Origin of the sequence: Gemmatimonas phototrophica, assembly GCF_000695095.2 — a bacterium.
Classification (GTDB): Bacteria; Gemmatimonadota; Gemmatimonadetes; order Gemmatimonadales; family Gemmatimonadaceae; genus Gemmatimonas; species Gemmatimonas phototrophica.
Window position 1 is genome coordinate 1,253,658 of the sequence record NZ_CP011454.1, and the last position, 21,187, is coordinate 1,274,844.

24 protein-coding genes are annotated in these 21,187 nt (G+C 64.5%); 15 read left to right on the forward strand and 9 right to left on the reverse strand.

The genetic code is table 11. From position 1 onward, the window contains the following. Positions 1 to 5: 5 nt before the first annotated feature. The 9 genes from rplF (at position 6) to GEMMAAP_RS05270 (ending at position 5,873) form a co-directional block, all read left to right on the forward strand. On the forward strand, positions 6 to 545 hold the full coding sequence (rplF, locus tag GEMMAAP_RS05230) for a 50S ribosomal protein L6 (protein ID WP_026849956.1): 540 nt from the start codon (positions 6 to 8) through the stop codon (positions 543 to 545). Beyond that, on the forward strand, positions 545 to 901 hold the full coding sequence (gene rplR, locus GEMMAAP_RS05235; RefSeq protein WP_026849955.1) for a 50S ribosomal protein L18: 357 nt from the start codon (positions 545 to 547) through the stop codon (positions 899 to 901). The genes rplF and rplR overlap by 1 nt, the downstream gene beginning before the upstream one ends. A 2-nt stretch (positions 902 to 903) precedes the next feature. Next, entirely contained in the window at positions 904 to 1,710 is an 807-nt protein-coding gene (rpsE, locus tag GEMMAAP_RS21150; RefSeq protein ID WP_026849954.1) for a 30S ribosomal protein S5, read from the forward strand. A 77-nt stretch (positions 1,711 to 1,787) separates the two neighbouring features. Continuing rightward, positions 1,788 to 1,964: a 50S ribosomal protein L30 gene (rpmD, locus tag GEMMAAP_RS05245; RefSeq protein WP_026849953.1), complete on the forward strand. Its 177-nt coding sequence runs from the start codon at positions 1,788 to 1,790 to the stop codon at positions 1,962 to 1,964. A gap of 33 nt (positions 1,965 to 1,997) precedes the next feature. After that, positions 1,998 to 2,444 (forward strand): 50S ribosomal protein L15, encoded by a 447-nt coding sequence (rplO, locus tag GEMMAAP_RS05250; RefSeq protein WP_026849952.1) that lies wholly within the window; start codon positions 1,998 to 2,000, stop codon positions 2,442 to 2,444. 17 nt (positions 2,445 to 2,461) lie between these two features. Further along, positions 2,462 to 3,811 carry a preprotein translocase subunit SecY gene (secY, locus tag GEMMAAP_RS05255; RefSeq protein WP_026849951.1) on the forward strand — a complete coding sequence of 450 codons (1,350 nt, stop codon included), beginning with the start codon at positions 2,462 to 2,464 and terminating at the stop codon, positions 3,809 to 3,811. A gap of 9 nt (positions 3,812 to 3,820) precedes the next feature. Then, positions 3,821 to 4,465: an adenylate kinase gene (locus tag GEMMAAP_RS05260; protein WP_026849950.1), complete on the forward strand. Its 645-nt coding sequence runs from the start codon at positions 3,821 to 3,823 to the stop codon at positions 4,463 to 4,465. Next, positions 4,465 to 5,247: a type I methionyl aminopeptidase gene (map, locus tag GEMMAAP_RS05265; protein WP_145979014.1), complete on the forward strand. Its 783-nt coding sequence runs from the start codon at positions 4,465 to 4,467 to the stop codon at positions 5,245 to 5,247. Before GEMMAAP_RS05260 ends, map begins: the two co-directional genes overlap by 1 nt. A 71-nt stretch (positions 5,248 to 5,318) precedes the next feature. Continuing rightward, positions 5,319 to 5,873: a DinB family protein gene (locus GEMMAAP_RS05270; RefSeq protein ID WP_026849948.1), complete on the forward strand. Its 555-nt coding sequence runs from the start codon at positions 5,319 to 5,321 to the stop codon at positions 5,871 to 5,873. 21 nt (positions 5,874 to 5,894) lie between these two features. On the opposite strand, the gene GEMMAAP_RS05275 is transcribed toward GEMMAAP_RS05270, so the two are convergent. Genes GEMMAAP_RS05275 through GEMMAAP_RS05285 form a run of 3 tightly spaced genes read right to left on the reverse strand, consistent with a single transcriptional unit; the run spans position 5,895 to position 8,717 of the window. Next, entirely contained in the window at positions 5,895 to 6,305 is a 411-nt protein-coding gene (locus GEMMAAP_RS05275) for a PEGA domain-containing protein (RefSeq protein WP_158514741.1), read from the reverse strand. A 33-nt stretch (positions 6,306 to 6,338) separates the two neighbouring features. Continuing rightward, positions 6,339 to 7,871: a glutamate formimidoyltransferase gene (ftcD, locus tag GEMMAAP_RS05280; RefSeq protein WP_075071435.1), complete on the reverse strand. Its 1,533-nt coding sequence runs from the start codon at positions 7,869 to 7,871 to the stop codon at positions 6,339 to 6,341. 42 nt (positions 7,872 to 7,913) lie between these two features. Continuing rightward, positions 7,914 to 8,717, reverse strand: a complete 804-nt coding sequence (locus GEMMAAP_RS05285; protein WP_026849946.1) for an inositol monophosphatase family protein — start codon at positions 8,715 to 8,717, stop codon at positions 7,914 to 7,916. Between the two features lie 94 nt (positions 8,718 to 8,811). Between GEMMAAP_RS05285 and trpS the strand changes: the two genes are divergently transcribed. The 3 genes from trpS (at position 8,812) to GEMMAAP_RS05300 (ending at position 12,180) form a co-directional block, all read left to right on the forward strand. After that, positions 8,812 to 9,807: a tryptophan--tRNA ligase gene (gene trpS / locus GEMMAAP_RS05290; protein ID WP_026849945.1), complete on the forward strand. Its 996-nt coding sequence runs from the start codon at positions 8,812 to 8,814 to the stop codon at positions 9,805 to 9,807. Between the two features lie 123 nt (positions 9,808 to 9,930). Further along, a complete protein-coding gene (locus tag GEMMAAP_RS05295; protein ID WP_026849944.1) occupies positions 9,931 to 11,235 on the forward strand; it encodes a type IV pilus twitching motility protein PilT in 1,305 nt (434 codons plus the stop codon). A 42-nt stretch (positions 11,236 to 11,277) separates the two neighbouring features. Continuing rightward, on the forward strand, positions 11,278 to 12,180 hold the full coding sequence (locus GEMMAAP_RS05300; protein WP_026849943.1) for a dihydrodipicolinate synthase family protein: 903 nt from the start codon (positions 11,278 to 11,280) through the stop codon (positions 12,178 to 12,180). 170 nt (positions 12,181 to 12,350) lie between these two features. Here GEMMAAP_RS05300 and GEMMAAP_RS05305 read toward each other — a convergent pair whose 3' ends face one another. After that, entirely contained in the window at positions 12,351 to 13,937 is a 1,587-nt protein-coding gene (locus GEMMAAP_RS05305; RefSeq protein WP_053334237.1) for an HAL/PAL/TAL family ammonia-lyase, read from the reverse strand. A gap of 40 nt (positions 13,938 to 13,977) precedes the next feature. On the opposite strand from GEMMAAP_RS05305, the gene GEMMAAP_RS20500 reads away from it, so the two are divergent. Further along, positions 13,978 to 14,811 (forward strand): hypothetical protein, encoded by an 834-nt coding sequence (locus tag GEMMAAP_RS20500; protein ID WP_158514742.1) that lies wholly within the window; start codon positions 13,978 to 13,980, stop codon positions 14,809 to 14,811. Between the two features lie 41 nt (positions 14,812 to 14,852). Here GEMMAAP_RS20500 and GEMMAAP_RS05315 read toward each other — a convergent pair whose 3' ends face one another. The 5 genes from GEMMAAP_RS05315 to GEMMAAP_RS05335 form a co-directional block, all read right to left on the reverse strand. Further along, positions 14,853 to 16,328, reverse strand: a complete 1,476-nt coding sequence (locus tag GEMMAAP_RS05315) for a hypothetical protein (RefSeq protein ID WP_026849941.1) — start codon at positions 16,326 to 16,328, stop codon at positions 14,853 to 14,855. A 10-nt stretch (positions 16,329 to 16,338) separates the two neighbouring features. Further along, on the reverse strand, positions 16,339 to 17,301 hold the full coding sequence (locus tag GEMMAAP_RS05320; protein ID WP_158514743.1) for an HDOD domain-containing protein: 963 nt from the start codon (positions 17,299 to 17,301) through the stop codon (positions 16,339 to 16,341). Positions 17,302 to 17,417: 116 nt separating this feature from the next. Beyond that, positions 17,418 to 17,873, reverse strand: coding sequence for a hypothetical protein (locus GEMMAAP_RS05325; protein ID WP_026849938.1), 456 nt, complete (start codon positions 17,871 to 17,873; stop codon positions 17,418 to 17,420). A 91-nt stretch (positions 17,874 to 17,964) separates the two neighbouring features. Further along, positions 17,965 to 18,339 (reverse strand): PAS domain-containing protein, encoded by a 375-nt coding sequence (locus GEMMAAP_RS05330; protein ID WP_026849937.1) that lies wholly within the window; start codon positions 18,337 to 18,339, stop codon positions 17,965 to 17,967. A 59-nt stretch (positions 18,340 to 18,398) separates the two neighbouring features. Then, on the reverse strand, positions 18,399 to 18,956 hold the full coding sequence (locus tag GEMMAAP_RS05335; protein WP_026849936.1) for a hypothetical protein: 558 nt from the start codon (positions 18,954 to 18,956) through the stop codon (positions 18,399 to 18,401). Positions 18,957 to 19,248: 292 nt separating this feature from the next. Between GEMMAAP_RS05335 and GEMMAAP_RS05340 the strand changes: the two genes are divergently transcribed. Together GEMMAAP_RS05340 and GEMMAAP_RS05345 are read left to right on the forward strand one after the other, a co-directional pair. Next, the gene (locus GEMMAAP_RS05340; protein WP_026849935.1) at positions 19,249 to 19,767 is read left to right on the forward strand and encodes a DUF456 domain-containing protein; all 519 of its coding nucleotides are present in this window, start codon (positions 19,249 to 19,251) and stop codon (positions 19,765 to 19,767) included. Positions 19,768 to 19,896: 129 nt separating this feature from the next. After that, on the forward strand, positions 19,897 to 21,186 hold the full coding sequence (locus GEMMAAP_RS05345) for an adenylosuccinate synthase (RefSeq protein ID WP_026849934.1): 1,290 nt from the start codon (positions 19,897 to 19,899) through the stop codon (positions 21,184 to 21,186). Position 21,187: the final 1 nt, after the last annotated feature.

The window sequence follows — 21,187 nt, forward strand, 5'->3', positions numbered from 1 at the left end:
ACGACATGTCGCGTATCGGTAAGCGCCCGATCCCGGTTCCGGCCGGGGTGACGGTGGCGATGAATGGCAACACGGTATCGGTGAAGGGGCCGAAGGGTGAACTCACCCGCACGCTCCCGGCTGAGATCATGGTGTCGCAGGAAGGCAGTGAGCTGCTGGTGAAGCGTCCGTCGGATGAAGAGCGCCACAAGGCGCTGCATGGTCTGACGCGCACTCTGGTGGCGAACATGGTGGAAGGAGTGACGACGGGCTTCAAGAAGGTGCTCGAGATCACGGGTGTCGGCTACAAGGCCGAGATCAAGCCGTACGGCGCGCTGCTGTCGCTCGGCTTCTCGCACCAGATCGAATACAAGGCGCCGGCTGGCGTGTCGATCACGGCGCCGAATCCGACCACGGTCGTGATTGAAGGCGCGAGCAAGGAACACGTGGGCCAGGTCGCGGCTGAAATCCGCAGCTTCCGCAAGCCGGAGCCTTACAAGGGCAAGGGCGTCAAGTACCAGGGCGAAGTCATCCGGCGCAAGGCCGGTAAGGCGGGAGGCAAGTAATGGCCAAGATCGCGATCCCGCGCACGAACGCGGAGAAGCGCAAGCGTCGTCATCTGCGCGTGCGCAAGGCAGTGAACGGGACGGCGGAACGTCCGCGTCTCGTGGTATTCCGCTCGCTCAAGCATATCTATGCGCAGATCGTGGACGACGTGACGCATCGCACGTTGCTCACCGTTGGCGACGAGAAGATGAGCGGGACGAAGTCGGAACGCGCGCTTGCCGTCGGCAAAGCCGCAGCAGAGAAGGCGAAGGCGGCGGGCATTTCGAAGGTGGTCTTCGATCGCGCCGGTTACCAGTACCATGGCCGCGTGAAGGCCGTTGCCGAAGGCGCCCGAGAGGGCGGCCTGGAGTTCTGATCATGGCAGACGCACAAAATTCGGGAGGCGCTCGCGCGCCGGGTGGTGCAGGCCGCGGTGGCCCAGGTGGTGGCCGTGGACGTGGTGGACCGGGAGGCGGCCGTGGCCGTGGCCCCGGCGGACCAGGTGGCGGCCCGGGTGGCCGTGGCCGCGGTCCCGGTGGTGAAGGCGGCCCGGGCGGCGGTGAGAACCGTGGCCGTGGTCGTGGTCCGGATCGTGGTGGCCCGCAGCAGGAGCGCGAGCAGAGCGATCTGGTCGAAAACGTGATTGCGATCAATCGCGTGGCGAAGGTGGTGAAGGGTGGTCGTCGCTTCTCGTTCAACGCGCTGGTCGCGGTGGGCGACGGGCAGGGCAAGGTCGGGTTTGCCACGGGCAAGGCGAACGAAGTGTCGGAAGCGGTCCGCAAGGCCGTGGAAGCCGCTCGTCGCAGCATGGTGAACATTCCGCTGACCGGCTCGACCATTCCGCACGAGATCGTTGGCAAGCATGGCGCCGGCAAGGTGCTCATGAAGCCGGCGGCGCCTGGTGCCGGTGTGATCGCGGGTGGTGCGGTGCGTGCCGTGCTTGAGTGCTGCGGTATTCACGACATTCTCACGAAGTCGTTGGGCTCCACGAACCCGCACAACATGGTGCGCGCGGCCATTGACGGGTTGACGCACTTGGTGACCGTCGAGCAGGCGGCCCGTGAGCGTGGGCTCGAAGTGTCGCAGATCGGGTACAAGTCCCGTGCGAAGTCCAAGACGGAATCGGTTGATACCCGCAAGGCGGCCGTGGTTGGCGCCTCGCCTAACGCAGCGGAGGTGGCATAATGCCGCGGACGTTCGTGTGGCATCCGTCGAAGGGGCCGGCCAAGACGCCGAAGCTCCAGGCTCCGACGGACGGTAAGGTGAAGGTGACGCAGGTGCGGAGCGCGATCGGCCATTCGTGGCGGATGCGGGCAACGCTGGCGGCTCTCGGCCTTCGTCATCATCAGGCCAGCGTTGTGCAGCAGGATTCCGCCTCGCTGCGCGGCCAGCTCAAGAAGGTGCGTCACCTGGTTCAGGTGACGCCGGTGGAGGAGTAAGCGATGGCAGACAACGCACAGTCGGCTGAGAAGATCGGCCTGCACAACCTGTCGCCGGCGCCGGGCTCGCATCGCTCGCGTCGTCGTCTGGGCCGCGGCCCGGGCTCCGGCCTGGGCAAGACGTCCGGTAAGGGTCACAAAGGCTCCATGGCCCGCTCGGGTCATGGTGGTCCTGGTGGTGGCAAGCCGCATTTCGAAGGCGGTCAGATGCCGATCACGCGTCGTATTCCCAAGCGTGGTTTCACCAACCCGTTCCGTGAAGAGGCGCAGATCGTGCGCCTCCCCGACCTCGCGCAGGTGGCCGGGGACGAAGTGACGACCGAGACGCTCATCGCGGCGGGACTGATTCGTGCGGGCCAGGGCCCGGCGAAGCTGCTCGCCAACGGGGAAGTGTCGCGGGCGTTCACGGTGAAGGGCGTGAAGGTTAGCGCCTCCGCCAAGGCGAAGATCGAAGCGGCCGGCGGCCGCGTCGAAGGCTGACGGAGAGCATTCAGCGCATGGCAGAAGACAACAACGCGGCCGCCAACGCGGTCGCCAACATTTACCGGACGCCCGAGCTGTGGGCGAAGATCACCTTCACGTTCCTGTGCATGGTGATCTATCGCGTCGGCTCGCATATCACGGCCCCCGGGATCGATGTCCAGGCGCTGACGGACTATTTCACCCGCCAGCAGGGCGGTGGCCTTCTGGGCCTCTACGACATGTTCGTGGGTGGTGGTCTCTCACGCGCCACAGTATTCGCGCTCGGCATCATGCCCTACATCTCGGCGAGCATCTTCGTCCAGATTGCCGGGGCCGTGCTGCCGAACGTGGACAAGATGCAGAAGGACGAAGAGGGGCGGAAAAAGCTCACGCAGTACACCCGCTACCTCACCGTCGTGCTCGCGCTGATTCAGGCGTACGGTTTTGCGCTCTTCACCGCGTCGCTTCCGGCGGCGGTGTCGCGCCCGGGACCGTGGTTCACGATCCAGATGATGCTCTTCCTCACCGCTGGCGCGATTTTCGTCATGTGGCTGGGTGAGCAGATCACCGAGCGCGGCCTGGGCAATGGCGCGTCGCTGATCATCTTCTTCTCGATCGTCGAGCGCATGTGGCCGTCCATTTTCCAGTCCTTCAACTTCGTCACGACGGGCGCGATCTCGCCGCTGACGCTGGTGGTGCTGGGCTTGGTCATGGTGGCGGTGGTTGCGGGTGTGGTGGCCATTACGGTGGCCGCTCGCCGGGTGCTCATTCAGATTCCGCAGCGCACCATGGCTCGCGGACGTCAGCGTGAGGCCGCGCGCAACTTCATCCCGCTGCGCATCAACACGGCCGGCGTCATGCCGATCATCTTCGCCCAGTCGGTGATCGTCATTCCCGGTGCGCTGGCGCAGTTCAGCGGCAACGCGAAGCTGCAGGAGATTGCGGAGTACTTCAATCCGCAGGGGCCCAACCCGTGGCTCTATTTCATCCTGTCGGCTGTGCTCATCATGCTGTTCACGTACTTCTACACGTCCATCATCTTCAATCCGGTCGATTTGGCTGAGAACCTGAAGAAGCAGGGCGGGTTTGTGCCGGGCATCAAGCCGGGCGCGAAGACGGCGGAGTACATCGAGCAGGTCGTCGAGCGCATCACGTTGCCGGGCGCGATTTTCCTCACCGTTATCGCCTTGATGCCGATCGTCATTGCGCGTCTCGTGAACGTCCCCTTCGCCTTTGGTGGCACCTCGCTGCTGATCGTCGTTGGTGTGGCGCTCGATACGATGGCGCAAATGCAGCAGCACCTGCTGCTCCGCAAGTACGACGGTTTCATGAAGAAGGGTCGTGTGAAGTTCCGCGGCCGTCAGGCGACTCAGGGCGGCTTCTAAACTCTTCCAATGATCATCGTCCTGCTTGGTCCTCCAGGCGCGGGCAAGGGAACTCAAGGCGAGCGGCTAGCCGCTCGCCTTGACGTTCCCAAGGTCGCGACTGGCGATGTACTCCGCGCCGCGGTTCGAGACGGCACGCCGTTGGGCCTCGAGGCCAAGGCTGCCATGGATCGCGGCGATCTCGTGCCTGATGCCGTCATTATGGGCATCATGCGCGAAGCGCTGGCGTCTCCTACGGCCGCCAATGGCGCCATCCTCGATGGCGTCGTGCGCACCACGCCACAGGCACAGGGGCTTACGGATGCCCTGGCCGCCCTGGGGCGCAAAGTGGACGCTGTGCTGCTGTTCGAAATCGATGAAGACGAGCTGGTCCGTCGTCTCAGCGGACGGACGACCTGCGATGTGTGTCAGCGTCCGTTCTTTGGTCGTGAGCCCGGTGAGACGTGCTCAGAAGGCGGCCAGACCGGCACCCTGGTACGCCGCAAGGACGATGAGCCCGACGCGATCCGGAAACGCATGCAGGTGTATCGCGATCAGACGGCGCCGGTCATTGACTGGTACGCGTCGCATGGCGCCAACATGGTGCGCGTGGACGCCCTTGGCTCGCTCGAGGACGTCGAACAGCGCGTGCTGACGGCGCTCGGGATCGCGTGATGGCGATGGGCAATGCCGCACCGGCAACGCTCCTCAAGTCGCCGCGCGAAATTGAGATCATGGCGCGTGGCGGGGCTATTCTGCACGCCACGCTCATGCATGCCAAGGCGCATGTGCGCCCCGGCATCTCCACGATGGAGCTCGATCAGCTCGTAGAGAGCTTCATTCGCTCACATGCTGGTGCCGAACCTGCCTTCAAGGGGTTGTACGGCTTTCCGGGCAGTGCCTGTATCTCCATCAACGAGGAGATCGTGCACGGGATTCCGTCTCGCAAACGCATCTTGGTCGACGGTGATATCGTCACCGTGGATGTGGGCGTGAAGCTGGATGGCATGTTCACCGACGCGGCGATCACCGTGCCCGTTGGCACCATCGATGAGCTGACCCAGCGGTTGCTGGACGTCACCGAACGCTCCCTGGCCGCCGGGATTGCGGCGGCCGTGCCCGACAATCACGTTGGTGACATTGGCGCGGCGGTGCAGGCCGTGGTGGAGGCCGAAGGGTTTGGCGTCGTGCGCGAACTCGTGGGACACGGGGTGGGTTTCTCCCCGCACGAGGAGCTGCAGATCCCCAACTACGGCAAGCCGAAGCGCGGAAAGAAGCTCAGCGTCGGGCTCACCATTGCCATTGAGCCCATGGTGAATGTGGGCACGCCGAAGACGAAAACGCTGAGCGACAAGTGGACCGTGGTCACCGCCGACGGAAAGCGTTCGGCGCATTTTGAACACACGGTAGCCATAACCGAAGACGGCCCGCGTATTCTGACACTTCCCCAGGGTTGACCGCTCGCCGGAGTGGTTCTGTTCTGCCGCGCGCGGTAGAATTAAAGAATCCCACTCCCAAGGAGCTCTCAATGCGTCGTGCTGTCCTGCTCGCGGCCCTCATGTGTTCCGCCGCCCCCGCCGTTCGTCCGCTCACTGCGCAGGCCTCGCCCGTGGTGCTGGATCTGATCAAGGATGTGGAGGGCGTTGAGCAGAAATTCATTGGCCTGGCCAAGGTGACGCCCGCTGAAAAGCTGTCGTGGCGCCCGGCCCCCGGGGTCCGCTCCATTGGCGAAGTGCTGCTGCACGTAGCGTCGGACAATTATTTCATTCCCAGCGGATTCGGACACGCCATCCCGGCGACCACCGGCATCAAGGCGGGGGATTTCAAGTCGCTGACGGCGTACGAAACGCGGGCGCTCACGCGTGAACAGATCGTGGCCGAGCTCGAACAGAGCTTCGCCTATCTCAAGACGCAGATGGCAAAGACTACCGCCGCAAACGTCGGCGAGTCCGTGAGCATGTTCGGCATGAAGACCACGGCTCAAAGCATGTGGATTCTTGCGGCGACCCACCTGCATGAGCATCTCGGCCAGTCCATTGCCTATGCGCGGACCAACGGGATTGTGCCGCCCTGGAGCAAGTAACGCCGGCACGCCGGCGTGCTGTCAGCGCCGGTTTAGCGTCACCGCCACCGTGCTTTCCTTTCCGCATACCACGGAGACCGACCGCTCCACCGCGCGGTAGCCACTCACGGTGATGCGCACTTGGTAGGTGCCTTCCGCGAGTTCAAGCACGGTGCCGGTGGCTACGTCCACCAGCACCGTGCTTTTGTACGCTTCCCCTTCAATGCGCAGGGTGGCCTCGCCGCTGGAGGCTCCGGAAAAGGTCAGAGCCGCGCGACCGAGTCGGGCACCATCTTTGACACTGGCTTCACAGCCAACCATCGCGCTGGTGCCGGACACGGTGCGACCGGCGTCGCGTGCACTCCTCGCGCTCGAGCAGGCGCTCAGGGCGCACGCCAGCAGCAGAGGGAGCACCCGCGTGGGGCGACGGGCGGCGGCCAAACAATGAGACATCGAAAGCAGCATGCGTCGAGTGGGGGCAGGGGGTCAGGCGGGCATCATGGCGCGCTCTGCCGCGGCTTCGGCAATACGCGCGTGCATGGCGGCGGCATCCAGCATCTTGCGGGCTTCCGATGCCAGGGCCGCACCGCGGGCCGTGCCCTCCTCATCGAGTGAGACCACGTTGATGCGCACGTTGAGCACCGCACCTTTGCAGGCGGCTTCGGCCAGCAGTGCGGCCACGCACGCGTCACTGACGGCGTTGCTGTTCCCCCGTTCGGCCAGAGCGGCGGCCAGCGCTGCGACTTCCACCGCCGTGCGTGCCGTTTCGAGGGGCACTTCGGCGGCGCCAATGAGCGCTTCCCGAATGGCGGTGGCCCGTGCCTGTTGCTCTGGCTCGGAATCCTTTGGTAACTGATACGCGGCCCGCACCCCTTCGTAGGACTGAGCGTCCCGCTCCACCAGGGTGTTCAGCGTGCACCGCAAGGCACTGGCCTGCAGCGCGATCTGCTTCATCTCTATTTCTACACCCGCGTATTTCTTTCTTCCTACCGTCAGGCCGCTCACCATCTGGGCCAGCGCGGCCCCCAAGGCGCCGGCGTGGGCGGCCACACTGCCGCCTCCGGGTGTGGGGTCGGGGGAGGCCACGCGTGACATGAAGCCATCGATGGATTCACCGCCCGACATGACGTCGCGCACCTTGGTCTCGAGCAGCATGGCCTTGGAAAAGCCTCGCAACTGGATATGGCGGGCGCCTGCCTCCAGCATCACCCGCTCCGGGACCAACCCCACAATTTCACTCCAGGTGGGGACGACCCCGTAGGCGGCGGCCTCGGTCTTCACGTACTCAAACACGCGATGCAGCGGCGTCTTTTCCGTGTCCACCAGATTCATGGATACCTGCGCCTGTCCGTCCACTTCCATGCCCAGCCCTTTCACATACCGCAGCCCCCCGGAGGAGCCGCGAATGGCTTTGGCCACGTCCTTGGCCACGGGGAGGTTTGCCTTGTCGCCCAGATAGACGTTGTAGGCCACCAAAAACGGCCGCGCGCCAATGGCGGTGGCGCCTGCGGTGGGATGCAACTCCGCCCCTCCGAAATCGGGGTGCCGAGCAGGGTTGGAGCGTACCTCCTCGCGGAGCCCCTCAAATTCTCCTCGACGGACATCGGCGAGATTTTCGCGGGCCGGCGTGGCGGCGGCCCGTTCGTACAGATAGACCGGGATGCCCAGTTCGCGGTGCGCGCGTTCACCCAGTTCACGGGCGAGCGCAATGCAATCGTCCATGGTGGCGCCATCGAGCGGAATGAACGGCACCACGTCGGTGGCGCCGATGCGGGGGTGCTCCCCCTGATGCGCCGTGAGATCGATTCGGTCGCGCGCCACCCGCATGGCCGCCAGCGCCGCCGGCACGGCCGCGACGAGCGAGGCGACGAAGGTGATCACGGTCCGGTGATGCGACGGATCGCTGGACACGTCCAGCACATGGGCGCCGGCGGTGGTGGCGATGGCCTCGCGGATGGCCGCAATGACCACCGGATCTCGACCTTCAGAAAAATTGGGGACGCACTCGACGAGCGGCACGATAGGCGGGGTGGGAGTGTCGGTCAGCGCTGCGCCGGAAAGTTAGCGCGTCCGGTCGTTGAGGACATCAAGAAACCAGTCGTGCAGGACGCCATTTGACGCCACGATGGTCCCCCCAATGAGGCGGGCGTCGTTGCCGTCGAGATCCGTGACCCGGCCACCCGCTTCGCGCACCAGGAGCACACCGGCAGCAAGGTCCCAGGGGTTGAGCCAGAGCTCCCAGAAGGCGTCAAAGCGACCCCGGGCCACATCCGAGAGATCGAGCGCGGCCGAACCCGCGCGCCGCATACCGGAGACCACGGGCATGAGCCGCCGCATCATGCGCAGATATTCATCGGCCCGCGTGACGTCCTTGAAGGGAAATCCGGTGCCGATAAGGGCCCGGGCCGGGTCGGTGATGGTCGACACGTGGAGTGGCGAGTCGTCCACGAATGCGCCGCCCCCGAGGGTCGCATGACAACAGCCACCGCGGGCCACATCGTGCATCACGGCGGCCTGCGGTACGCCATCAAGGGCAATGCAGATGGACACCCCGTAGTTGGGGAAACCATGCAGGAAGTTGGTGGTCCCATCGAGCGGATCCACAATCGCGACCAGCCCGTCCTCCGGATTGGCGTCACTGCTGAGTTCTTCGCCCACGATGCGAATGCCGGGAATGCGGGCGAGCAACATGTCGCGAATGCGCTCTTCGGCGCCGAGATCGACATGGCTCACGAAGTCGGTCGCACTCTTGGCTTCCCATGCGACAGCGCGATGTGTGTGCGCTTCGTGGGTAATGAAGTCGGCGGCGGTCTGCGCGGCGGCTCTGGCAGCGTCGCGCCAGGCGAGGCGGTCGGGGGTTGGCATGGTGTGAAATTTGGTCACAGGGGTATGTGAACTGCAGATGGCCGTCTGCGCTCTGCTGTTTGTGATGCCACCGCACGCCGCTTACGTTACGCACATGGCTCGCATCTTCAGTGGCATCCAGCCTTCGGGCGAACTGCATATCGGCAATTATCTGGGCGCAGTGAAAAACTGGGTCCAGCTCCAGGCAACCTACCCCGGTGCCATCTACTGTGTCGTGGACTACCACGCCATTACCGGCAGCTATGACCCGGCCGTGCTGCGGGCGCGGCGGTGGGGGATGGCCAAGTCGCTGCTGGCGGCGGGTATTGATCCGGCGCAGGCTGTGCTGTTCATGCAGAGCGATGTGCCGGAGCACACCGAACTGTCGTGGATCTTCACGACCATCACGCCGCTCGGCGACCTGGAGCGGCAGACGCAGTTCAAGGACAAGTCGTCGAAGATGGAAAGCATTCCCGCCGGGCTGCTCATGTATCCGGTCTTGCAGAGCGCCGACATTCTGCTCTACCGTGCCGACAGCATTCCGGTGGGTGAGGATCAGATTCAGCATCTGGAGCTGGCGCGGGATACGGCGCGGAAGTTCAACGCGAAGTTTGGCGTGGAGTATTTCCCGGAGCCCAAGCCGCTACTCACGCCGACGCGCCGCATCATGGGGTTGGATGGCAACGCCAAGATGTCCAAGTCGCTTGGCAACACCATTGGATTGCTGGAAACCGACGAGGAGATCTGGCAGAAACTCCGGCCGGCCATGACCGATCCGCAGCGGGTGCGCAAAAGCGATCCGGGGCGTCCGGAGGTGTGCAACATTTATCAGCTGCACAAGGCGTTCAATGATGAAGCGACCGTCAGCAACGTGGCGCAGCAGTGCAGCACCGCCGGGTGGGGGTGCATGGACTGCAAGAAGGTGCTGCTGGAAGGCATGGTGCAGGAGCTGACCCCGATTCGTCGTCGCAGCGCCGAATTGGACGCCGAGCCACAGCGGGTGCTGGATGCGCTGGCCGATGGGGGGCGTGCGGCGCGTGGTATTGCGCAGCAGACCATTGCTGAAGTTCGCGACATCATGGGGCTGGGCTCTACGGGGCTGGCGGGCTGACCGGGCGTGGCGGCGCGGAGCGCGGGTGATACCCGCAGTCTGCGTGCCGACGCGTTGCCGGGTTGGGGCCGAATCGTCTGTACGGGGGAGCGAGTGGCCGTTCCCTTCCACCAGACCGTGACTGTGGCAATCGAACGTATCATCAAGGCAGCCGTCGAACGCGGAGCGTCCGACGTGCACATCAAGGCCGGCGACGTGGTCCGTGCACGTATCGACGGGCGCCTTGTGGTGCTGACGAAGCAGACGTTGACGGCCGAACAGACGCGCGCGATTGCGTTGCATCTGATGAGCAACGATGTGGATCGCGCCACGATTGATACACTGAAGGATTTTGATTGCTCGTGGGCCTCGGCGGGTGTGGGACGCTTTCGTGTGAACATTCTGCGACAGCGCGCTGCGCACTCCATTGTGATGCGCGTGATTCCCGAGCAGGTCCCAACCGTGCACACCTTGCGGTTGCCCCCGGTACTCACGCGCATTGCGCACACGGAGCGCGGCATGGTGCTGGTGACCGGCGTAACGGGCTCGGGCAAGTCGAGCACCATGGCGGCACTGGTGAATGAGATCAACGGGTCCTACGAAAAGCATATCCTGACGCTCGAAAACCCCATTGAATTCATTCACAACGACATCAAGAGCTCGGTCACGCAGCGTGAGGTCGGCATTGATACGGATACGTTCCGCATGGGGTTGCGGGCGGCGCTTCGTCAGGATCCCGATGTCATTCTGATTGGCGAAATGCGTGATGCGGAAACGATTGACACGGCCATGAAAGCGGCCGAGACGGGGCACTTGCTCATCTCCACGCTGCACACGCCGGATGCGGTGACCACGGTAATGCGTATCGTGGCCATGTTTCCGCCGGAAGAGCAGCTGGTGGTGCGCATGCGTCTCGCCGAGTCGCTGCATGCGGTGGTGTCGCAGCGTCTGTTGCCGCGCAAGAGCGGGCAGGGACGTGTGGTGGCGGCCGAGGTCATGGTGGTCACGAGTACGATTCGTGATCTCATTGCGGAAGGGCGCATTGCCGAAATCCGCGACTACATCGCGGACGGCTCCCAGTACGGAATGCAGACCTTCGATCAGCATCTCACGGAGCTGGTGCAGTCCGGCGAGATCGAGTTTGAAGTGGCGAAGGGCGCCGCGACCAATCCGGCCGACTTCGAGTTGGCGTTCCGCATGGGGCGCAACCGCAAGACACCGGCGATCGGGCAGCTGGCCAAGCCGATAGCCCCTCCGCATCCGGCGGCAGCACGGCCAGTGGCGCCCGCCGCGCCGACGGCAGGCCTGGGGAGCAATCCGCTGGGCACGGGGCACACCCTGCCTCCACTGGCGACGAGTCCGAGTGGTCATGAATCGGTGACGAGTCCCAATCCGCTGAAGAACGACACGGTCTTCGGCAGCGGCTTCGAGAGTCTGTTCGGGTCGTAGCCGCCCTGCTGCGGCGTGGGTGTTTCGATGTACATTCCGCAGATGTCCAACCTCTCCGTTGCCCAGCTGGGCGGGCTCATGGTGCCCGCCGTTTCCACGTTCACCGCGTCCGGTGAACTCGATGGCGCCGCGTTTCAGCGCAATCTCGATGCCCACCTCTCCTTCGGGATGGACGGTGTGCTGGTGGGGGGCAGCAGCGGGGAGTCCGCGCTGCTCGAGAACGATGATCGCCGGCAGTTGCTGGTCTGGGCGCGCGAGCGCATCCCGCAGGACAAGTGGCTGCTGGCGGGTATCGGCAGCGAGAGCACGCGACTGACCATTCAGCGCGCGAGGGATGCGAGGGATGCGGGGGCGTCGGCGGTGCTGGTGATTTCGCCGCACTACTTCCTGAAGCGTATGACTGAGCCGGCGCTGCTGGCGCATTTCCGGGCGGTGGCCGATGCGAGCCCGCTGCCGGTGCTGCTGTACAACATGCCGGCGTACACGCACATCGTGCTGAGTCCCAATTTTGTGCACGAGATGGCGCGGCACGACAATGTGATTGGCATGAAGGACAGTGCCGGCAACATTCCGGTGCTGCAGCAGTATCTCGAGGCGCAGAGCGACACGTTCAAGGTGTTGACCGGCAGTGGCGGCACGGTGGTGCCGGCGCTGGAGGCGGGAGTGTCGGGCGCCATTCTGGCAATTGGGCTGTACGCCGGCCCGGCGGTGCGGAAGATGGTGGATACGTACCGGGCGGGCGATCACGCCGCGGCGGCGGCGATGCAGGCGAGTCTCACGCCGTTGGCGACGGATATTGCGGGCGCGATGGGTCCAGCCGGGATCAAGGCCGCGATGGATCTGGTGGGCCTGTCGGGCGGCGCGCCGCGCTCGCCGCTGTTGCCGGTGGTGGGCGACGAACTCGAGACGGTACGTGCGCGACTGGGAGCGGCGGGACTGCTCTGACCTGTCGTGCCGCGTCTCGTGTCTCGTGTCTCGTGTCGCGCCTCGCGGCCGTGAGATACGAGACCGGCGATAGGCAGATACAGACTATGCGGGCGTTGCGATATCCATCGCACGTTCGATCGTCGCAATGCTCTCACTGTCTGCTTCTGGCCGTCTCCGGTCTCAGCGTTTCAGTGGGTGAGTGAGGCGTCCCAGTCTACGCGTTCGAGGTTCCCTGAGAGTTGCTGGATGTCTGGTGACAACGGGCGATCCTGATACAGATACTCGTGCTGCTCGCGAATCCACCGTACGACGGCCCGACTACCGGGCGAAAAGCCGGCCAGTACGGTGCCGCCGCGTTGTTCCGCTGCCTGCGCAAGCGCCAGCGCATGAATGGCCAGGACATGAAATACCAGATCGAGCGAGTCGGCCGTCTTGCGCGCGGCAATGGTACCCATCGTCACGACATCCTGATTGTTGGCATTCGTGGGCACCGACTGAATGGAGGCTGGTACCGCCCGCGTCCGTAGCTCAGCGACCAGTGCGCTGGCCGTCACCTGGGCCCCCATGAACCCCGAGTTCACCCCGTCCGGTCCACCGTGCAGAAAGGCCGGCAGGCCGTGATTCTGGGTGCGGTCGGTGAGTCGCGCAATACAACGCTCGGCATGAATAGCCAGCTTCACGACGGCCATCTGCAATGCGTCCGACGCGAAGGCCACGTGCTGCCCGTAAAAATTGCCACCGTGCAGAATCGCGTCATCGTCCGCAAACACCAGCGGGTTATCGGTTGCACTATGCAGCTCCACCGTAACGGTCTCATCGTGGAAGCGCATGACGTCGAGCACCGCCCCAATGACCTGCGGTACACAGCGAATGGTGTACGGATCCTGCGGACACTCCCCTTCGGGAAGCCACCCTTCCACGGCCTGTGATTCGTCGAGACGCGGCGGGGGCTGGACATGGGGAACGAGTCGGTCGCTGCCGGCAGTCCAACGCTGGAGCGCGGCATGGGCCGTCTTCTGCCCGGGATGAGGGCGTGCGTCGGCGAATCGTGCATCCCATGCTTCCAGGCGACCGCCCAGGCATTCGGCGTACAGGACGCTGAGGCGCAGGGCAAGATGGGCGGCCCGTCGGGCCCGTTCGGCATTCACGGCGGCAATGCCGGTCATGCAGGAGGTGCCGTTGACCAAGGCAATGCCCTCTTTATGCCCGAGCGTTATGGGGGCCAGCCCTGCGGCCTGCAAGGCGGCGCTCGCCGGCAGTCGCGTTCCGTCGTACCACATTTCACCCTCACCCATCAGGGTGAGCGCCACGTGGGCCAATGGGGTGAGGTCACCGCTTGCACCCACCGTGCCCATCTCGGGGACTACGGGGACGAGCCCGAGATTGAGGCACTCGAGCAGACGATCGAAGAGCGGCGCGCTCACGCCCGAGTATCCACGTGCAAGGCTTGAGGCACGCGCAGCCATCATGGCGCGCGTGTGTACCGGCGACAGGGGTTTCCCCACCCCGCTGCACAGGTGATACACCAGATTGCGCTGCAGCAGGTGAGCATGCTCAGGCGTGACGGGATGCGACGCCAGCGGGCCGTACCCCGTGGTGACGCCATAAATGCGTCGGCGCTCTTCAACCATGCGGGTGAGCGTGGCGTGCGACGCGGCCATCCGCGCGCGTGCGTCCTCTCCAATGTGAACCGGGCATGCGCCCGTGGCTACGGCGTGGATGTCCCGGGTGGTGAGCGTGCCGCCGAGGTCCACAGACGACGCCAGGCAGGGCATTGTCGCGATAACCTCTTCCGGTAGGACTGCTGTTGCCATCATGATTCCTGTCGACATGTCCAACTCGCCTTCCCAAGAGCCAACGCACTCCGGCATCGGAATGGGGCCCGCGACCGCCCTGTGGCGCGATCGTTTGCATCGGTGTCTTGCCTCGAACGCCACACCGGTGGTGCTGTTCCCCGACGCGGTGCGCAGTGCGGCGTCTCTTTGGGCCGGGATGCGCACCTGGACGCACCACCTGCGAAACGCCGGTATTCTGGCTGGCGACGTGGTGGTGTGTGCGCTGCCGTCAGGGGACGGGCTGCTGCAGTTGTTGCTGGCCTGCTTGTGGGATGGAATTTCCGTGGAGATCCATTCGCCCGACTGCGAGCTCAGTGCTTTGCTCGGGCGCGTTGAACGGGTCGACGGCACGGTGCTGGTGGTGTCGTTGCTTCCGGAGATGGCGCCGCCGTGGATGCATGCTCCGGCGAATGGCGGATGGCCCAACGAGTCCCGCAGCCTCACCAGCCGTTGCTCCCACCCTCGCCAGCCCGATCGCCTCGAGGAGCCGGTCGTGCGTCTGCGCGATAAGCGCGGGCTGACGCACGCGGAGTTGCTCCATGCTGTCATGGAGCAGTGTCGCGATGCATCGTTGCAGGGACGCTGTGTCCTGAGCCTCGTTGACTGGCACCATGAGTCGGGATTGGTTGGTGGTGTGTTGGCCCCCTTGCTTTGCGCCGAGGAACTGTTCGTGCTGAGCGCGCACGACATCACCGCCATCGAACGCGTGCTGGGCCACGAGCCAGTGAGCCATGTCCTCGTGGGATCCGTGGACGAGCAGCGATTTCGCCAGGTTCTCACCCTCCCGTCCCACGTGACGCTGCGGCTCTGTTGACGAGAAGTGGCTGGAGACGTTCCGGCGTGACGGTACGGATGTCATGCGGCCGCCAACATGAGCGTCCATCGCTGGGTGTCGGTATCCCGCTCCAACAGTCGGTCGAAATCAACGATCCCGACGATCCGCTGGTCGGCCTGAACAAATCCCCGCAGCGGGGCCTGTTCGAGCATGGCAGGCATCGATTTGAGACTGCCGCGGCAGACGCCTTCGACTCCGCGTACTCGCAGCGCAAGGGCGTCTCCTTCGTCCCCATCCGGACGGACATGGACATACGTGGCCTCATCCGCACTGATGGGCGCTTGGAACATGCTGTCGCCCAGATCGATGAGTTGCACTGTACCGCCATCCTGGCGGCTGATCAGACGACTGCCCTGTACGGCAACCGCAGACGCATCCCGGCGTTCAATGTGTCCCACCATGCGCATGGGGATACCTACCACGGCGTCCCGGTCGGATGCGCCCACGCGCAACATGAGGTACTCCGTGACACTGGCCACATCGCACCGGAAGATCATTGTGCTGCCTGTGCCCGCATTCTGTGAGAGACTCAGCTTCAAGTCCCGAATGGGCCAGGCGCGCCACTGGGGATGGTAGTCCACGGTCCCGTCGGCATCATCACTGAGCATAAGTTCGACCCGGTCTCCCGTGCGTTTCAATGACACGCGCAACGTGACATGGGCGGGCAGCCCTGCTTCCATACGCTCCTGCGCGGTGCGATGGAGCGATGATGCGGCAATCGCACTCATCCATTCGGCGCTGGCCTTGAGGAGGGCGTTCGCAACGGCACTGGGGATGGTGAGGTTGTAGTCCGGGCTTTCTTGCGACAACGCCACGCGAACGGGTGCCTGTCCCAGTTGCCGAATCAGCACGCCCTCGAACGCGTGGGCAAAGTCGACCACCGACACCCGTAGTGCGCCGCCGACTTTCTCGATGACGGCACTGATCGCCTTGCTCATTTCCTGACGAACCGGCTGCGAATCGGTGTGCCGGGCAATCTGATCCTGGGCCACCAGCAACGACTCCACGGCATCACGGCCACCGGCACTGGCAGAAGCCATAAGCGAGAACAGACGGTCCGTCCGCTCAATGGCACCACGCGCCGCTCCTGCAGGATCGGCCGCGATCTTCTGCACGAGAAAGGCGGATTCGGCATCGAGGTGAAGTTCGACCGCTTCCAGCAGATACGACAGGGCAGCACCACGCGCCATCAAAGCCGGGTTCGCCGTTCCCAGCAGAATGGTCTGGTACTGCATCTGCAGGTTATAGCGCATCCATTCGAATCGCAGTTCGAGCCAGATCCACGGCAGCATGTTGTGCGCTTCCGAGGTATCGTCGTCGAAGCACACGTCACGCAGCGACTCGGCAATGCCATGCAGGCGCGCGTCCGTATGCTCCACGATCGCTTCGGCGTCGGTATCACTGACGCCGCCCAGTTCCTCGATCATGAGCCGAATGCGATCACGTACATCGGCACTGTCAAGGAGTGCGAGCAATGCAGGGAGACGGTCTGTCATATAGGGCTCCTTACGCCGCGTGCTGGAACTGCTGCAACGCTGTGGCCACGCGGGCCGGTGAGCCGGTCAGCCGACCCAACTGCCAGAGGGCATCAAGATCCAATGGAGATGACCGGCGCATGGCGTGGTCAGCCCGTTCCGCCAGGAACAGCACCTCCGACAAGGAATCACGTTGCGTGGCGTGCATCATCCGATGGTGTGTCCCAATGGCATTCGCGGCGCGCTCACCCATCCCCCATCGTTCAGCGGCCAGCGCACCGATCGGCTCGTGCAACTCTTGCAGCAACAGATGTGCGAAGCTGGCATCGAGGGTAATGGGGCGGCGCCGCGATGCCCGCAGTACAGAAATTCGATCGAAAATCACCAGTTTCCCGATGTCGTGGAGCAGGGCGATGGCGAAGGCTTCATCCGCCTCGGCGGCAAATGCCGGTGCCATGGCGCGGGCCAGCGGTGCGGTACGCACCATGTGCGCCCACACGTCAGCAGCCATGGCATTGAATTCGCCACCGGGATGACTGAGCAGCCCGTCGACGCAGCTGGCGAGTACGACGGCGCGGGTGCCACTCACACCAATCCGGTCGAGGGCCTGATCAATCCCGAGTACCGCGGCGCGGCCGGCCGAAAAGGCGGCCGAATTTGCAGTGCGGAGGAGCCCCTGCACGAGGGCGGGATCGTTCCCCAGTTTTGCGCCCAATTGGGAGCGTGAAAGACTGGCGTCTTCACAAAAGGCCAGTGCCTGGCGGGCGGCCGTGGGCAGTTGACGGATGACCGCCTCTGGTCCATCGCGCAGCAATTGTACCAGTGCTGCCGCATCGGGTTGCTGTGCCGCCACCGGATGTGCCTTGAGCAGATCGTCCACCTGGTCGAGCCGATTCCCCCAGCGCTGCGTCCAGTCGATACGTTCGGCCGCTATCGCTGGTGTGGCCATCGCCGTGGCGGCCGCGACACGTGTGACCGTGACGTCTGAAGTCACTGGCGTGGGCGCGCTCTGGTCCTCGCCGACTTCAGCACCGCTGCGCGGACGTACGGGGGCCGACTGGGGTGCTGTCCGGCGGCGCAAGAGACGGCGAAACCAGGAGATCATGGTGGCTAGTCCGCGGAAGAGACGCGAGCGTGCTCGACATCGGTGCGCAGGGCGTCGAGCATGTCGACTGCTGAGTCGCCGAGGCGCTCACGGTGTTCCTGGGCCAGCAGGGCCTCGATTCGATCGAGGACGTAGGACGCCACAGAGGCGCGCACCATGATGAGCGGAGCGCAGGTACCCGTGCGCATGGTATCGTAGTTGGCCACGAGATTGTGGCGCTGCCATTCAAAGCGCAGCTCCAGCCACAGCGCGGCCAACGACCGATAGAGTTCCGGCTCATCCTCGTCTTCACCCATGGCTTCCGCGAGCGATGTGATATCGTTGCACAAACGCATCGCGTCGTCCACGACCTGCGCGCGGACGTCAGCGGGTAACTCGAGGGACTCGGCTATCGCACGGGTGTCGGTGGCAATAACGGCAGCATCGGCAATATGAATCAGCTGTGCAGCAAGTGTTGGCATGGTACTCACGCGCGAAAAACGATGAACCTGACCATCAGGTAAGGAGCCGTGTGCCACCCGACATGGAGTGACACACGGAGGCAGCAAGTGTTCAGGCGGCGCGCAGGCCAACGAGCACCCAGTTCGTTGCCGAGGGCGCATGGCGGAACAGGCGGATCTGCACGTTCGTGGGCTTCATTTTGTAGGTGAAGGTGTAGTTGAACTCCGAATCGAGTTCACCTTTGGCCACCCCATCCTTGAACTTGCCGAACATGAGCCGGTTGTTGGTGCACGGCGCAACCTGCGTGAAGAAGTTGCGCCCTTCGGCGGAGGCCACGGGGACGCCGGCCATTTCCGATTCCCAGCGATTGTAGAGCTTGATCACACCCGCATCATCCACCTGCACAATGCCGAAGGGCTGGGCATCGGCGTTGGGGCGATCCACTGAGGGAATCTGGGCAATGAACTGTGAAGGTACGAAGGACATGAGAACACTCCTCGAATTGAACGACGGTTTGAGTGGAATCGAAGCCGGAGCGGCTGGACTCAGGAGAAGGATTGATCGACGAGCGCGTTGACGAGTTCGCGGGCGCGACGTTTGGCAGAGCTTACGTCGTGGGCGGCACGGTCAAGCTGTTCTGCGAGGTCGTTCCGCTCTTCAAGGAGGGACGCCACCTGCGCTTCGAGGCTCTGGACCATCTCGATCGCTTCGAGATGTCCGTATGCGGCGGTTGCCCGCTCGTCATACAACGCGTGCAACTGCTCGGTGAGACTGCCCAGCGTTTCGGAGAGCGCGGCATGGTCTCCCGCCGGCGCGCTGCTTGCCTCGGGGTGGCCATGTTCACGCGCTTCGTAGAACTCGCCCAATTGGGCGGCGAGGCTTTCCACGCTGCTGCGGAGCTCCGCAATCGTGCGTGCACTCAGGCGCTGTTTGTCTTCATACAGCGCGGTAAGGGCTTCGTCGGGGGCAGCCTGTTGCCAGGACTGTTCCTTCTCCTCGTAGAGACTGACGAGTTGGGCTTCCAGATTCCCAAGCATCTCCCGGAGCGCTTCCAGCGACTCCGGAGCGCTCGCTGAGAGCGCGTGTCGAATGTCCAGGGCCAAGTGGCACCTCGGGACGGGCGTTGGGGGCGAGTACCAGCCCGCGCTCCGTATATCTCAGGGCGCGACGCTGGACCATTGGGCCGCCGCGTCGCGATCCGTATGCAGTGTGGTCTCGTCTCGTTGATGTAGGACTAAAGGGCAGGTGGTGTCACGATATGAACAACGACGTTTTAGACTTCCGGTTCTATGAAATCGGACGCTAAGGTGTTCAATCGCAATACTTTGTATGGCAACTATCGGTGGGGGCGAACGAGGGCTGAAACCGGACGCCACGGCGAGCGTAGGTTCTGTCATGTTCGCGCTCTCGTTGCTCGCGCTCGCCTTGGTGACGGGGCTCTTGTTGGTCCCGCTGGGGCTGCCAGGGCTGTGGGTCATGCTGGGGGCCACGCTGGTGTACTGGATGGCGGTCCCGGCAGGGAGCGTAGGGCTGGTCACGCTACTGGTGGTCTCGGCGTTGGTGATCGCGGCTGAAGTGGTGGAGTTCACGGTGGCCGGGAGCTACGCCCGCAAGTACGGGGGGTCCCGGCGGGCGTCGTGGGGCGCCATTGGCGGCGGGATTATCGGGGCCTTTGTGGGCGTCCCGGTGCCAGTGCTGGGCAGCATGGTCGGGGCCTTTGCCGGGGCCTTCGCCGGCGCCTTGCTGGCCGAACTCACGGTCCCCAGAGAACGGCGCGGCGAGCCGGTCACGGTGGCCAAGGGGGCGCTGCTGGGGCGCGTGGCGGCGGCGGCCATGAAGGTGGGCTTCGGGTTGGCGATCGTCGTGTGGGTCGGAGCGGCGGCGCTGGTGGGGCGGCTGTCGGGGACGGGGTGAAATCCCGTTCGGATTGCGCTCACGTCATTGATTCAGGCCCTCTTCTGCCTAGATTTGCACAACGCCCCGCGGATCGTCCGCGGGGCGTTTTTTGTGCGCGGCCGACCAGGTCGCCGGAGAGCTGATCGCATGTTCGATTCGAAGACGCGCACCGTCGTGGTGGTAGGCGCGCAGTGGGGCGACGAGGGCAAGGGCAAGCTGGTGGACGTGCTGGCCGAACAGGCCGACTGGGTGGTGCGCTATCAGGGCGGCGCCAACGCCGGGCACACCGTCCACATCGGCGACAAGTCGTTCATCCTGCACCAGATCCCCAGTGGCATCCTGCACCCCGGGGTGCGCTGTGCCATTGGCAACGGCGTCGTGATGGACCCCGAGACGTTGTTCACGGAAGTGGACGAGCTGGTGGAGGACGGCGTGGATGTGGAGGGGCGCTTGTATGTGAGCGAGCGCGCGCATCTCGTCATGCCGTACCACAAGCTGGTGGATAAGGCGAGCGCGGCCAGCAAGGCGATTGGCACCACCGGACGCGGCATTGGGCCGGCGTACGAGGACAAGGTGGCGCGCCGCGGCGTGCGGGTGCTGGATTTGCGCAACGTCGAGCGCCTGCGCGAACTGGTCACGTCGGGAGTTGAGCGCGCGAACGCGCAGCTCGAACGTTCCGGCAGCGACGTGCGGGCCAGTGTGGACGACACGATGGCGACGCTGGGCGCCTTGGCGCCGCGGTTGCTCGGGCTGGCGGACGATGTGGGGCTGTGCGTCCATCGCGCCATCAAGAGCGGGGCGGCGGTCTTGCTGGAAGGCGCCCAGGGATCGCTGCTCGATATCGATCACGGCACGTATCCGTTTGTGACGTCGAGCAACACCACGGTTGGTGGCGCGGCCACGGGCGTGGGCATTTCGCCCATGGCGCTCAACGCGGCGCTGGGCGTGGTGAAGGCGTATACCACGCGCGTCGGCAACGGCCCGCTGCCCACGGAACTCGAAGAGCCCCTGCACAGCCATGTGCGTCAGCTGGGGCATGAGTTCGGGGCCACGACGGGACGTCCGCGCCGCTGTGGGTGGTTTGACGGGGTGGTGGTGCGCTACGCCGCGCGCGTGAACGGCCTTACCGGGCTGGCCATCACCAAGCTTGACGTCCTGGATACGCTGGAGCAGCTGGCGGTGTGCACGGGCTACAAGGTGGGAGACGAAGTGTTCACGGAGTTCCCGGCCGACCTCGCGGTGCTGGAGAAGGCGGAGCCCATCTACGAGTGGTTCCCGGGGTGGCAGCAGTCCACGCAGGACGCGCGGACGCTGGCCGACCTGCCGGCGGCGGCGCGGGCCTATCTGGATCGTCTCGAGCAGCTGTGTGAAACGCCCATCGCCTACGTGAGCGTGGGGACGCGCCGGGATCAGATCATTCCTGTCGCGCAGGCGTAAG